Annotated in this window: 10 protein-coding genes; 8 read left to right on the top strand and 2 right to left on the bottom strand. The window is 74.4% G+C overall.

Translation table 11 applies throughout. The features are described 5' to 3' along the window. Nucleotides 1-59: 59 nt before the first annotated feature. Complete coding sequence (locus ACZ7OH_RS04075) at nt 60-3,335, top strand: glycosyltransferase (protein WP_470279478.1); 3,276 nt, start codon at nt 60-62, stop codon at nt 3,333-3,335. A 190-nt stretch (nt 3,336-3,525) separates the two neighbouring features. Here ACZ7OH_RS04075 and ACZ7OH_RS04070 read toward each other — a convergent pair whose 3' ends face one another. Further along, a complete protein-coding gene (locus tag ACZ7OH_RS04070) occupies nt 3,526-3,990 on the bottom strand; it encodes a metallopeptidase family protein (RefSeq protein ID WP_167379605.1) in 465 nt (154 codons plus the stop codon). A gap of 79 nt (nt 3,991-4,069) precedes the next feature. Here ACZ7OH_RS04070 and ACZ7OH_RS04065 point away from each other — a divergent pair, with 79 nt between their 5' ends. From ACZ7OH_RS04065 to ACZ7OH_RS04040, 6 genes are all read left to right on the top strand, one after another. After that, on the top strand, nt 4,070-4,423 hold the full coding sequence (locus ACZ7OH_RS04065) for a DUF3499 domain-containing protein (RefSeq protein WP_086677666.1): 354 nt from the start codon (nt 4,070-4,072) through the stop codon (nt 4,421-4,423). 80 nt (nt 4,424-4,503) lie between these two features. Then, entirely contained in the window at nt 4,504-5,874 is a 1,371-nt protein-coding gene (locus ACZ7OH_RS04060) for a phosphomannomutase/phosphoglucomutase (RefSeq protein WP_470279477.1), read from the top strand. Between the two features lie 74 nt (nt 5,875-5,948). Beyond that, nucleotides 5,949-6,170, top strand: a complete 222-nt coding sequence (locus tag ACZ7OH_RS04055) for a Trm112 family protein (protein WP_400894602.1) — start codon at nt 5,949-5,951, stop codon at nt 6,168-6,170. After that, on the top strand, nt 6,154-7,248 hold the full coding sequence (locus ACZ7OH_RS04050) for a serine/threonine-protein kinase (RefSeq protein WP_470279476.1): 1,095 nt from the start codon (nt 6,154-6,156) through the stop codon (nt 7,246-7,248). The genes ACZ7OH_RS04055 and ACZ7OH_RS04050 overlap by 17 nt, the downstream gene beginning before the upstream one ends. A gap of 54 nt (nt 7,249-7,302) precedes the next feature. Continuing rightward, nucleotides 7,303-8,532 carry a mannose-6-phosphate isomerase, class I gene (gene manA, locus ACZ7OH_RS04045; RefSeq protein ID WP_470279587.1) on the top strand — a complete coding sequence of 410 codons (1,230 nt, stop codon included), beginning with the start codon at nt 7,303-7,305 and terminating at the stop codon, nt 8,530-8,532. Nucleotides 8,533-8,630: 98 nt separating this feature from the next. Continuing rightward, complete coding sequence (locus ACZ7OH_RS04040) at nt 8,631-9,182, top strand: hypothetical protein (RefSeq protein ID WP_470279475.1); 552 nt, start codon at nt 8,631-8,633, stop codon at nt 9,180-9,182. 208 nt (nt 9,183-9,390) lie between these two features. On the opposite strand, the gene ACZ7OH_RS04035 is transcribed toward ACZ7OH_RS04040, so the two are convergent. Further along, nucleotides 9,391-12,318 (bottom strand): AfsR/SARP family transcriptional regulator, encoded by a 2,928-nt coding sequence (locus tag ACZ7OH_RS04035; RefSeq protein WP_470279474.1) that lies wholly within the window; start codon nt 12,316-12,318, stop codon nt 9,391-9,393. Between the two features lie 150 nt (nt 12,319-12,468). On the opposite strand from ACZ7OH_RS04035, the gene ACZ7OH_RS04030 reads away from it, so the two are divergent. Then, nucleotides 12,469-13,386, top strand: coding sequence for a cation diffusion facilitator family transporter (locus ACZ7OH_RS04030; protein WP_470279473.1), 918 nt, complete (start codon nt 12,469-12,471; stop codon nt 13,384-13,386). The last annotated feature ends 35 nt before the right edge of the window (nt 13,387-13,421 follow it).

Below are 13,421 nucleotides of genomic sequence, written 5' to 3'. Positions count from 1 at the left end.
GTGACGAACCGGGGCCGTAGGGTGGCCGCACCGATCCGCCGCCTGATCCGGAGTGTTCGTTGCCCCGCACCGCCGCGCCGCCCGTCCTGCGCACCGCGCCCGTTCTGGCCATTGTGGTCTGTCACAACGGCGAAAACTGGCTACCGCTGGCGCTTTCTTCGTTGCGCCGCAGCACCGTCCGGCCGCGGCACGTGCTCGCCGTCGACACCGGGTCCACCGACGCCACCCCGCGGCTGCTCGCCGAAGCGGCCGCCGATCCCGGGCCGGATTCCGCGCCTGTGCTCTCCGGGGTCATCACTCTTTCGAGCGATACCGGCTTCGCCGCCGCGGTCGCCGAAGCCGTCGCGCACGCCACCGAGCGCTGGGGCGACCCCGGATCCTGGCTGTGGCTGCTCCACGACGACTGCGCCCCCGAGCCCGACTGCCTCGACGAACTCCTGCGCGTCGCCACCAAAACCCCGTCGGCGACCGTGCTCGGCTCGCTCGGCCTCGACTGGACCGACCCGCGGCTGATCGTCGAAGCCGGCCTGTCCACCGACGCCTCCGGCCACCGCCAGCAGATCGCCGCGCTCGGCGACGAACCCGCCGAGGTGCTCGCCGTGCCCAGCGCCGGCTCGCTCGTGCGCCGCGACGCCTGGGACGACCTGGGCGGCTTCGACCCCGAATTCCCGTTGCTGCGCGAGGATCTCGACTTCGGCTGGCGCGCGAACGCCGCCGGCGGGCTCGTCCTCTCCGTGCCGACCGCGCGGGTGCGGCACGCGCGCGCCGTCACCACCGGGCAACGCGCGGCCGACGCCGTCGCCACCCCGCTCGCCGCCGCGAACCGCGCCCACGGGCTGCGCGTGTTCCTCGTGAACTGCTCGCCGTTTTCCTTCTGGCTGGGCATGATCCGGCTCCCGCTGCTCTCCCTGCTGCGCGCGCTCGCCTTCGTCCTGCTGCGCCGCACCGGCGAAGCCCGCGCCGAGTTCGCCGCGGCGACGTACCTCCTCAGTGGACGCGGCGGATTGCGCGCCGCTCGGGCCCGGCGACGGCGGAATCCGCGGCCGGGCACGGTTCGCGGGCTCTTCACCGGACGCGTGACGCGCTTGCGCAACGCCGTGCGCGCCGGCGTCGTCGGCCTGGTGCGCCGGGGCGTCGAGGAAGACGTCGCGCTCGGCCGCGTGCCCGAGACCGTCGAAACCGAGTCCGCGTGGGTGACCCCGGAGGCGCTCGACGCGCGCGAGACCCGTCCCGTCGGGCCGGACGCGCTCCCGGCGGGCGCGCTGCGCGGGCTCAGCTCGCGCGGGAACGGGCTGCGCAAGCCGGGCACGCTCGTCGCGGTCGCGCTGCCGGAAACCCCGGCGCCCGAAGCGGTCGACACCGAAGACGCGCAGGCCGTCGTCGAAGAGACCGAACCGGAGATCGTCTTCGTCGAGGTGAACCGGCGGCGAGTGCTCGCGGCGACGATCTTCGCGCCGCCGGTCGTGCTGCTCGTCGTGATGACGGCGCTGGGCCTGGTCGTCAACCGGGCCCGGCTCGGCCTCGACCTCTTCGGCGGCAAGCTGCTGCCGGTCGGCGGGCTGGGCGAGCTCTGGTCGTCGTACCTGACGCCGTGGCACGCGGTCGCGGGCGGCACCGGCGCGCCCGCGTCGGCGACGCTGCCGGTGCTCGGCACGCTCGGCGCGGTGTTCGCGCCGATCGGCGGTCCGGCCGCGCTCGTCGCGATCCTGCTCCTCGGCGACATCCCCCTGGCGGCGCTGAGCGCGTATGCGGCGACTCGACGGCTGCGCGTGCGCCGCTGGGTCCGCGCGGTCATCGCCGCGACGTACGCGCTGCTGCCCGCCGCGACCGCCGGCGTCGCGCAGGGCCGGCTCGACGTCGTCGTCGTGCACATCGCGTTGCCGCTGGTGGCCGCGGGCATCGCCGGGCTGCTCGTGCGCGCGGACACGCGCTGGCTGCACGTGTCCGCGCTGTCGGCGATCGGGGTGGCGGTGCTCGGCGCCTTCTCCCCGCTCGCGCACGGGCTCGCGCTCGCCGGACTGCTGGTCGGGTTCGTCGTGCTGCCGGCGCCGACCGGGCTCGCGCGGCGCATCGCGTCGGTCGGCATCGTCGTGCTCTTGCCGCTCGCGCTGCTGTTGCCGTGGCCGACGGTGCTGCTGCGCCACCCGGAACTGCTGGTGCAGGGGCTCGGCGGCGCGGCGGCGACGGTGTCCGGCACCGACCTGGCCGGCCTCGACCCCGGCGGCCCGGGCGCGTGGCCGATCGGCGTCGCGGTGATCGCGGCGGCCCTGATCGCGATCGTCGTGCGCCCGACGAAGCTCGCCGCGGGCGGTCTCGCGCTGGCCGCGCTGGGCGCGGGCGGGCTGGTCCTGGTGCGGCTGGTGACGGCGACGCCGATGCAGGGTGGATCACCCGCGCACGGCTACGCGGGCGTGCCGCTGCTGATCGTCGGCGCCGGGCTGCTGTGGGTCGTGCTCGGGTCGTGGCAGCGCGGCGGCTCGGCCGGGGTGCCGGCGTCGTGGCTGCCGAAGGTGTTCGCGGTCGCCGGGGTCGTGGTGTTCCTCGCGCTCGCGGCGGGCGCGGTGGTCGTCGGCGGCCAGGGGCCGCTTCGCGCCGGCGAACGGCCCGCACTCGCGCCGGAGGTGTCCGCCGAGCTCGCGGCGTCCGGCCGGTCGGTGCTCGACCTGGCGACCGACGCGACCCGCCAGATCGCCGGCCGCCTGCCCCACTACGGCGACGACGACCTCGCGCCGACGCCCGGCACCCCGGCCCGGCTGGCGGCGTGGCGCCGCGACCTCGGCCAGGGCGACGCGGCGGCGGTCCAGCGGGCGCTCGCCGCCGCGGCGGCCGCGGGGGTGCAGTTCGTGGTCCTCCCGGCGGGCGTCGACCCGCAGGCGTACCCGCCGCTGGCGAAGGACCTGGTCTCGGTGGCCGCGCCGACGTCCGACGGCCGGGGCGTGCTGCGCCTGCTCCCGCCGGCCGGACAGGTGATCTTGATCTCGCCGGAGCAGGCCAAGGCGGCGGTGACGGGCGGCGGCGCGCCCGGGAACGCGCCGGGCGTGGCGCCGGTCCAGGCGGGGCTGCCGGACGTGCGCGTCCGCGTGTCCGACGGCCCGACCGGACGGCTGCTGGTCCTGGCGGCGGAGCAGGAAGCGGGCTGGAAGGCCTCGGTGGGCGGCAAGAGCGTGCCGATCGTGCCGGCGTGGGGGCACCAGGTGGGGGTGTCGGTGCCACCGGCGTCGTCGGAGGTGACGATCGAGTTCCCGGGCACGGAACGGAACCTGCTGCTGCTGGCCCAGCTGGCGGCGGTGCTGTTCACGCTGCTGACGGCGGTCCCGGCCCGGCGCCGCCCGTGAGGTGAGGGCGCTGCGAACGGCCCGTTCCTCCCGGCCCCTTGGGGGCGAGTGGACCTTTCGCCAGGCTTGGAGGGCGTTCGTGTCGGCGGGCAGAGGCGCAGTGGGTCCGTTCGCCCCGGCGGACAAGGCGCGAGTGGTCCGTTCGCAACCGCCGCCGCCACGTCCGGCCCGGTGCCACTCGGAACCCGTCCTACTCGCCTTCGATGACGTCCGGTTCCACGCCGAGGTAGCCGGCCACCTGCTCGACCAGCACGTCGTGCACCAGGTCCGCCAGTTCCGACGGGTCCTTCGCCCTTGCCTCCAGCGGCCGCCGGTACAGCACGATCCGGGCCCGCGTCGGCATTCCCGTGCGGTCCACGCCCGCCGGGACCAGGCGCGACAGCGGCACCGCGCCGTCGTGCAGCACCCCGTCGGATGGTGCCCGGCCGTTCTCGCGGACCTCGGGCACGTCGTCGACCGCCACGTCCAGCTTCGTCAGCTCGTGGCGCCAGCGGGCTTCGATCGGTTCCAGCGCGTCGAGCACCAGCGCGTCGAACCGCTCCGCGCGGCTCGCGGCGGCGGGCAGGGTCGCCGGGTACAGCGTCCCGCGCAGGCCCCGGCCGTGCCGGTCCCGTCGCGAACGCCGCCGCTGTCGGTAGTCACGAGCCGTCGCCACCCCGGAAGTCTATGCGGTCGGCGCGTCCCAGCGCGTGTCGCTCCTACTAGCTTGCGGCGACGCGCTATCGTTTCCGATCGTGCGGAACGTACGGAAGTGTTCGCGTACCGGCTGCCTCGAGCCGGCTGTGGCCACGCTGACGTATGCCTACAGCGACTCCACCGCCGTCGTCGGCCCCCTGGCCACCGCTTCCGAGCCGCACTCGTACGACCTCTGCGAAGCCCACGCGCTCCGGCTGACCGTCCCCAAGGGCTGGGAAGTCGTCCGGCACGAAGGCGCCTTCGCCGCGCCGGACCCGTCGGCCGACGAGCTGACGGCGCTGGCCGAGGCCGTGCGCGAGGCCGGCCGCCCCGGCAAACCGGCCCCCGCGCCCGAGCCGGAGGGCCCGTCCGGGCGCCGCGGCCACCTGCGGGTCCTCCCCGGTCGCGCCTGAGCGCGTAACCCACCTCCGGCGCCGGTAGGCTTTCCGCGCGGCGCAGCGGGCGCCGGGACGACTATTCGCGGGGAGACGGCGTGCCAGACCTTTCGGGCATCGTGAAGGCCTACGACATTCGCGGCGTGGTCGGCGAGCAGCTCGACGCGGACCTCGTCCGCGACTTCGGCGCCGCGTTCGCGCTGCTCATCAAGCCGGAAGCGCCGGCGGTGGTGATCGGGCACGACATGCGGGACTCGTCGCCGGGCTTGGCGGCGGCCTTCGCCGACGGCGTCACCTCGCAGGGCCTCGACGTCGTGAGCATCGGGCTGGCCAGCACCGACCAGCTGTACTTCGCCTCGGGTTCGCTGAACCTGCCGGGCGCGATGTTCACCGCGAGCCACAACCCGGCCAAGTACAACGGCATCAAGATGTGCCGCGCGGGCGCGTCGCCGGTCGGCCAGGACACCGGGCTCGCCGAGATCCGCGACACCGTCGAGCAGGGCGTGCCCGGCTTCGAGGGCCAGCGCGGCACGGTGAGCGAGCGGGACGTCCTCGCCGACTACGCCGCTTACCTGCGCAACCTCGTCGACCTGTCGGGCAGCCGGCCGCTGAAGATCGTCGTCGACGCCGGCAACGGCATGGGCGGGCACACCGTCCCGACCGTCTTCGACGGCTTGCCGATCGAGGTCGTCCCGATGTACTTCGAGCTCGACGGCTCCTTCCCGAACCACGAGGCCAACCCGCTGGACCCGGCGAACATCGTCGACCTGCAGGCGAAGGTGCGCGAGGTCGGCGCGGACGCCGGTGTGGCCTTCGACGGCGACGCCGACCGCTGCTTCATCGTCGACGAGCGCGGCGAGCCGGTTTCGCCGAGCGCGATCACCGCGCTGGTCGCCGTCCGCGAGCTGGCGAAGGCTGCGTTGAACGGAGAGCAGGGCGGCACGATCATCCACAACCTGATCACGTCCAAGGGCGTGCCGGAGATCGTCGCCGAACACGGCGGCAAGCCGGTCCGCACCCGCGTCGGGCACTCGTTCATCAAGGCCGAGATGGCCCGCACCGGCGCCATCTTCGGCGGCGAGCACTCCGCGCACTACTACTTCCGCGACTTCTGGCGCGCCGACACCGGCATGCTGGCGGCGCTGCACGTCCTCGCCGCGCTCGGCGAGCAGACCGGCCCGCTGTCCGACCTGACCAGCGCGTACTCGCGCTACGCGGCTTCGGGGGAGATCAACTCCACGGTCGACGACCAGGTCGCGAAGATGATGGCCGTCAAGGACGCGTTCGGCACCCGCTCCGGCGTCGAGATCGACGAGCTGGACGGCCTGACCGTGCAGCTGCCGGGCGGCGCCTGGTTCAACCTGCGCCCGTCGAACACCGAACCGCTGCTCCGGCTGAACGTCGAAGCCGCGAACGCCGAGGCCGTGCAGGGGCTGGTGGACGAGGTACTCGCGATCATCCGCAACTGACCGTCCACGGTGAAGGGCCAACCGTGTCCTGAAGGTGCCCTTCACCACACCCCTCTGCGTGGTATGGAGGAACCATGGCCATCACGCTCGACGCCCAGCTCCTCGAGATCCTGGCGTGCCCGTCGCCGGATCACGCCCCGTTGCGCCCCGGGGCACCGGGCGACCCCGAGGCCGACGCCCTGACGTGCACCGAATGCGGCCGGGTGTACCCGGTCCGTGACGGGATCCCGGTGCTGCTCCTCGACGAAGCCACCGTGCCCGGGGACAACGGGAACTCCGATGCCGACAGTGCTTGACGACACGCTGCTCGACGACCCCGCGCGGCTGGCCGAGGCCGACAGCGCGGGGCTGCTCCGGGCCGCCGCGATGGCGGGCGCCCAGGTGCGCGCGACCGCCGAGCTGGCGGCCGAGCTCGAGCTGTCCGAGCGGCTCGACGTGGGCCGGCCGCGCGCCGTCGTGCTGATCGACCGGCCGGGCGTGAGCCGCACGCTCACGCGGCTGCTGGCCGCCCTGCTGACGCCGTCGTGCCCGGTGCCGGTCGTCGTCGCCGAAGTGGTGCCGAGCTGGATCGGCGCGCTCGACGTCGTCTTCGCGCACACCGACGACCCCGGCGACCGCGAGCTCGCCGCGTCGCTGGAACGCGCCGCGCGCTACGGCGCTTCGGTGGTGCTCTCGGCGCCGGCGGAAGGTCCGGTGGCGGCCGCCGTCGCGGGCAAGGGTGTGCTGCTCGCGCCGCGGATCCCGGTGCCGCCGGAGCTGGCGTTCCCGCGCGGCCTGGCCGCCGGGCTGCTCACCGCGAACGCGCTGGGCCTGCTGGTCTCCGACGTCCAGGCGCTGGCCGACCAGCTCGACCTGGAGGCCGAGAAGGACTACCTGGCCCGCGACTCGTTCGCGAACCCGGCCAAGGCGCTCGCGCTGCGGGTCGCCGACCGCGTGCCGCTGCTGTGGGGGCTGGACCCGGTCGCGGTCGCCGTCGGCGAGCACGCTGCGCACGCGTTCGCGGCCCATGCGGCTACTGTGTGCGACGTCGAGGACTTTCGACAGGCTCTTGCGCGTCCCGCGTTGCGGCGGGCCGCGCAATCGAGTGGCGCGGAGCGTGACATCTTCGCTGATCCGGACGATCCATCAGGTGACATCCCGACCCGGGTGCTGCTCCTCTCGGTGCGAACCGGTCCGGCCACGGACGCGGCGCGCTACCAAGCCGAGGATCTGCTGCCCGGGGCGGACGTCATCGCCCCGGCCGAGGAGATCGAGGCCGACGAAATCGTGCGGGCCGCGGTGCTGGCGCTGCGGTTCGAACTGGCGGCGGTCTACCTCGGGCTGGCGGCGGGCAGCATCGGCGGCGCGGGCCGCTTCGCCCCCGCGACGGCGTGAGACCCGCCGAGCACCGGCCCCGGCCGGCGCCGAAGGAGTGGAGTTGAGGTGACAGTGGAGCTGCTGCGCAACGCGGTGCGGCCCTACGCCTGGGGATCGCGGACGGCGATCCCCGAGCTGCTGGGCCGTCCGGTACCCGCGCCGCACCCCGAGGCCGAGCTGTGGATGGGTGCCCACCCGGGTGACCCGTCGCACGTCATCGGCCCCGACGGGACCGAGCGGAGCCTGCTCGAGCTGGTGGACGCCGACCCGCTCGGCCAGCTGGGTGAACGCTGCGCGAAGCGGTGGGGCGGCCGGCTGCCGTTCCTGCTGAAGATCCTCGCGGCCGAGGAGCCGCTGTCGATGCAGGCGCACCCGTCGGCGGCGCAGGCCGCGGAGGGGCACGCCCGCGAGGAGCGGCTGGGCATCCCGCGCGACGCGGCGAACCGCAACTACCCGGACCCGACGGCGAAGCCGGAGCTCGTCTGCGCGCTGACGGAGTTCCACGCGCTGGCCGGGTTCCGCGAGCCGGACCGCACGGTGAAGCTGCTGAAGGCGATCGAGACGCCGGGGCTGGCGAAGTACACCGGGCTGCTCGAGGCGCAGCCGGACCCGTCCGGGCTGCGGGCGCTGTTCACGACGTGGATCACGCTGCCGCAGGCGTCGCTGGACTCGCTGCTGCCGGAGGTGCTCGACGCGTGCGTCCGGCACGTCCAGGAGCACGGCGAGTTCGCGGTCGAGTGCCGGACGATCCTGGAGCTCGGCGAGGCGCACCCGCGGGACGCGGGCGTGCTGGCGGCGTTGCTGCTGAACCGGCTGACGCTGCGCGCGGGCGAGGCGATCTACCTGCCGGCCGGCAACCTGCACCTCTACCTGCACGGCACGGCCGTGGAGATCCTGGCGAACTCGGACAACATCCTGCGGTGCGGGCTGACGCCGAAGCACGTGGACGTGCCGGAGCTGCTGCGCGTGGTCGACTTCGCGTGCGGCGAGATGCCGATCCAGTGCGGCGACGGCGGCGACCGGCTTTCGGTGTACCGGACGGACGCGCCGGAGTTCGAGCTGTCGCGTGTCGAGTGGGCGCCGGGCCAGGACGACGAGATCTCGGTCGACAGCGTGGGCCCGCAGATCCTGCTGTGCACGGCGGGCGACCTGCTGGTGACGGCCGACGACGGTGAGAAGGTCGAGCTGCGGCGGGGTCAGTCGGTGTGGCTGCCGGCGGCGGACCCGCCGGTGCACGTCCGCCCGCTGGGCGGCGAGCGCGCGCAGCTGTTCCGGGCGACCGCGGGAACCTGCGAGGACTGACGCACTTCTGTGTGCGTTCCGTGTGGTGCTCTTCTCCACTATCGCTCGTAGGGGTGGTTGTTCCGCCCCAACGCGCGATTTTCGAGGAGAACGAGCTGGTGACTTCTTATCCCGATGCCGCGACCGGGCTTCCTCAGCCTGCCCCGGTCGTGGCGCCGTCCCGGCCCGGAGCGCTGCTGGCGCTGGTGGGGGTGGCCGTGCTGTCGGCGCTGGCGGCGATCGTCGACGGGGTCTTGTACTTCGTGGGCGGCCGAGACATGGCGCTGGACGTCTCGGCGCGGACGATCGCGTCGATGACGGGAGCATCGGCCGACTCGGTGAAGGCCGACGGCGGTGCCCTCCTGCAGGCGGCCGCGGACGAGGTGCAGAGCACCCTCCAGGTCCGCGGCGGGCTGGCCATCTTCTTCGGCGTGGTGCTGCTGGTGTGGGGGCTGCTGGCGCTGCGGGGAGCGGCGTGGGTGCGAGTGCTGCTGACGCTGGCGGCGCTGGCCAACGCGGGGGTGGCGCTTCGCCTGGCGACGGACATCGAGGGCGGCACGGCGGCGATCCGCGCGGTGGCGTGGCTGGTCGTGGTGACGGGGCTGGTGGCCGTGGTGCTGTCGTGGCTGCCGGCGGTCAACCGGTACGCGAAGGCCCGCAAGGGTCACTAGCCCCCTGGGGGTGACGCCGGTCGCGGGGCCCGGCGTCCGTGGGCTTGGGGTGGTGCCGCGAGGGGGCGGCACCACCCCGTTTCGGCTGCGCTGGAGGGGCGTTTCGGTGACGACGAGGGGCGTTCACCGGAGGGCTGCTCCGGCGCGGCGGGGTTGTCAGGCGGGCTCGGTCAGGGCCACCAACGCCCGCTCCGGCGCGGTCCGGTTGTCAGGCGGGCTCGGTCAGCGCCACCAACGCCCGCCTCACCGCCGCCGCGCTCGCGTCTCGCGGGTCCGCCAGCTTCTCCGCCTCTTCGGCCGCCTCCGCCGCCGATGCCGGGTCGCCCGTCGCTTCGCAGGCCCGGGACAGCACCAGCCACGTCAACCCCGTCGCCGAGCGGCTGCCCATCGCGACGAACTCCGCCAGACACGCCCGCAACACCGGGATCGCCTCTGCTGCACGCCCTTCGCCGACCCAACCGGCCGCTATCGCGCGCGTGCACGACAGCTCCCGGGGCCGCTCGTCGAGGTCCCGAGCCAGCGCCCGGGCCTCCTCGAACGCCGCCGTCGCGCGGGTACGAGCACCTGTCGCCGCCGCGATCGCCCCCAGCGTCCGCAACGACTTCGCCAACGCCGAACGCGCCGGCGTCCCGCGCAGCAGATCCACCGACTCCGCGATCGCCGACGCCGCCTCCGCGCCCGATCCCGTCAGCAGCGACGACCACGCGAACCCGTGCAACGCCGTGCCGATCTGGCGCGCGTCGCCCGTCTCGCGGGCGGCCGCCAACGCCAGCCCGTCGACCTCGTGCGCGTCCGCCACCCGGCCCAGCCGCAGCAGCGCCGCCGATTCCGCCGCCCGGACCAGGTACGCCTCCGGCTGACCGTCCACAGTGAACAGTTCGCGAGCTTCGGCGGCCGTCTGCAACGCCTCTTCCGCGCGGCCCAGCCCGATCAGGCAGTGCGCCAGGTTCGCCGCGACCCACGCGTGCGTCCGCCGGTCGCCGCTCGCCTCGAGCTCCTTCGCGCACGAGCGGTACGCCGACGCCGCCTCGAAGTACTGGCCGCGCGCGTGCCGCAACAGGGCCAGGTTCGCCTCCGCGATCACCGCCGTCGCGCGGTCTTCCGCGGCCACCAGCACCGTTTCGTACGCCGCACGCAGGTCCGCGTAGTGCCCGTGCAAGTAGAGGTACACGCTCAGCTTGTCCAGCAGCAGCAAGGCTTCCCGCGCTCCCAGCGAGCCGATCAGCCGCACCAGGTTCGCGCGCTCGGCCGCGAACCACTCCTCCGGACGCGCCAGCAGCCGCGACACCAGAGCGTCCGGCAACGGCTGCGCGAACGGCTCGTGCGCCACCGCCGGCATCGGCACCGTGCGCGGCAACCGGGCCGCGGCGGCGTCGGCCAAGGCGAGGGTTGCCGCCAGCACCGTCGATGCGCCACCCTCGTCCGCCGGCCCCTCTGCCGCGTACAGCCGGACGAGGTCGTGCATCCGGTACCGGCCTTCGCCCGTCGCGTCCGGTCCGCGCGTCTCCAGCAGGCTCGCTTCGACGAGCTCTTCGACCGCTTCGTCGGCGTCCGGCGTGCCGACGAGCGTCGCGACCGCCCACGCCGGCAGGTCGACCAGCCGGCACCGCCCCAGCAGCCCGAACGCGCGCCGCGCCGGGGGCCGCAGCCCTTCGTGGCTCAGCGCGATGCTGCTGCGGACGGCCAGGTCGCTCACAGTCAGCTCGTCGAGGCGGCGGACCTCGTCCTCCAGCCGGTCGGCCAGCTCGCCCAGCCGCAGGTGCGGGCGGATGGCCAGCCTGCTGCCCGCGATCCGCAGCGCCAGCGGCAGCCGCGCGCACGCCGCGATGATCCGCCCCGCGTCCGCGCGCTCGCGCGTCACCCGCGCCCCGGCCAGGCGGTTCAGCAGCTCGGCGGCCTCTGTGTCGGACAGCGGGCCGAGCGCCAGCCGGTGCGCGCCGGCCAGCCCGCTCAGCCGCTGCCGGCTCGTCACGAGCACCGCGCAGCCCGGCGTGCCCGGCAGCAGGGCGCGGACGTGCTCGGGGTCGACGGCGTCGTCGAGCACCACCAGCACCCGCCGGTCGGCGAGCCGGCCGCGGAACACCGCCGCACGGGCGCGCACGTCGTCCGGCACCGCCGGGCCGGGGACGCCGAGCGCGCGCAGCAGGTCTGCCAGCACCTCGCCGACGTCACGCCCCAGCGGCACGTACAGCTGACCATCGGGGAACCGGGACCGCAGCCGGTGCGCGGCCCGGACGGCGAGGGTGCTCTTGCCAGCGCCCGGTTCACCGCTGAGCACGGCCACCGGGACGCCGGTGTCGCTGCCCAGCACGCCGGTCAGCTCGGCCAGTTCCGCGTCGCGGCCGGTGAAGTCCGCGATGTCCGGCGGCAGCTGGCACACCGGCCAGACCGGCGGCGGCATCCGCGGCACCGGGTCCTCGCCGCGCAGGACGGCGGCGTGCACGCGGCGGGCTTCGGCGCCCGGTTCGACGCCCAGCTCGTCGATCAACGTCGTCCGCAGCCGCCGGTAGATCTCCAGGGAGTCGCTCTGCCGCCCGGCCCGGTGCAGCGCGATCATCAGCTGCGCGGCCAGCCGTTCGCGCAGCGGGTGCTCGGTGATCATGGCCTGCAGCTCGCCGGTCAGCTCGCCGTGGCGCCCCGCGGTGAGCTCGGCGTCGACGCAGTCCTCGAACACCGCGAGCCGCTCGGACTCCAGCCGCGCGACGTCGGCGTCGAGCCGCGGGACGTGCAGCCCGGCCAGCACCGGCCCCCGCCACTGCGCGAGCGCCCGCCGGTAGTGCCGCGACGCGGCGACGGCGTCCCCGGCCCGCCGCCCGTCCGCGACCGCGGCCCGGAAGACGAGCAGGTCGAGCTCGTCCGGCTCGACGCGCAGCCGGTAGCCCGGCGGCCCGTGGTCGACGCGCAGGCCGTCGATCCGCTCGCGCAGCCGCGAGAGGTAGGTGTGCAGGTTCGACGCGTACGACTTCGGCGGCCGCTCCGGCCACAGCGCTTCGACCAGCACGTCGACGTGGACGTGCTGGTTGGCGTTGAGCAGCAGCACGGCCAGCAGGGTGCGCTGCCGGTCGCCGCGCAGCGTGACCCAGTGCCCCGGCGGCCCCTCGACGGCGAGCGGCCCGAGCACGCCGAAGTGAGCCATGTCCACCCTCCCCAGTGCCGGAGCGGCCACCGTAGCGAAGGGGTCCGACAGAAACCGGCGGTTCGCCCGTTACCCCGGGCGGGCACCCTCGCGGCCGCGGCGCCCCATTAGGCTCCACCCGGACATACAGGACCAACCACGGGAGCGGTCGTGTCAGCTGGAGGCGGAACCAAGGCGATCATCGCCGCGCTCGGGGCGAACGCCGGGATCGCGGCCGCGAAGTTCGTCGGCTTCCTCGTCACCGGGTCGTCGTCGATGCTCGCGGAGTCCGTGCACTCCCTGGCCGACACCACGAACCAGGGCCTGCTGCTGCTCGGCCAGAAGACGTCGAAGCGCGCCGCCGACCAGGAGCACCCCTTCGGCTACGGCCGGGACCGGTACTTCTACTCCTTCATCGTCGCGCTGATGCTCTTCACCCTCGGCTCCGCGTTCGCGATCTACGAAGGCATCCACAAGATCGGCCACCCGGAGCCGCTCGACTCGCCGATCGTCGCCGTGGTCATCCTCCTCGTCGCGGTCGCCTTGGAGGGCTACAGCTTCTACACCGCCATCGGCGAGTCGAAGAAGATCAAGGGCGACGCGAGCTGGTGGGGCTTCATCCGGCAGGCCAAGGAGCCCGAGCTCCCCGTGGTTCTTCTGGAGGACGCCGGCGCGCTGCTCGGCCTCGTCTTCGCGTTGCTCGGCGTCGGGCTCTCGGTCGTCACGGGCGACCCCGTCTGGGACGGCGTCGGCACCCTCGCCATCGGCCTGCTGCTCGGTGTCATCGCGATCATCCTCATCGTCGAGATGAAGAGCCTGCTCATCGGCGAAGGCGCCACCGAGCCGGTGCTCGCGACGATCGTCGACGAGCTCGCCGCGGGCAAGGTCGAGCGCGTCATCCACATCCGCACGCAGTACCTCGGCCCGGACGAGCTGCTCGTCGCCGCGAAGCTGGCGATGGTGCCCGGCCTCGACACCGCCCAGCTGGCCATGGCCATCGACGACGCCGAGGCGCGCGTGCGCGCGAAGGTGCCGGTCGCGAAGCTGATCTACCTCGAGCCGGACCTCGACCGCAGTCTCGCGAAGTAGCTTCTCAACGAGCCGTCACGCGGCTGACCCGATAG

The organism is Amycolatopsis sp. NPDC114478, assembly GCF_055633805.1.
This window is presented reverse-complemented; position numbering and strand designations above follow the sequence as displayed.

Coding starts and splice junctions, on each gene's coding strand:
- ACZ7OH_RS04055 (WP_400894602.1), top strand. CDS start 5,949: ATGGCCATCACGCTCGACGCCCAGCTCCTCGAGATCCTGGCGTGCCCG.
- ACZ7OH_RS04050 (WP_470279476.1), top strand. CDS start 6,154: ATGCCGACAGTGCTTGACGACACGCTGCTCGACGACCCCGCGCGGCTG.
- ACZ7OH_RS04035 (WP_470279474.1), bottom strand. CDS start 12,318: ATGGCTCACTTCGGCGTGCTCGGGCCGCTCGCCGTCGAGGGGCCGCCG.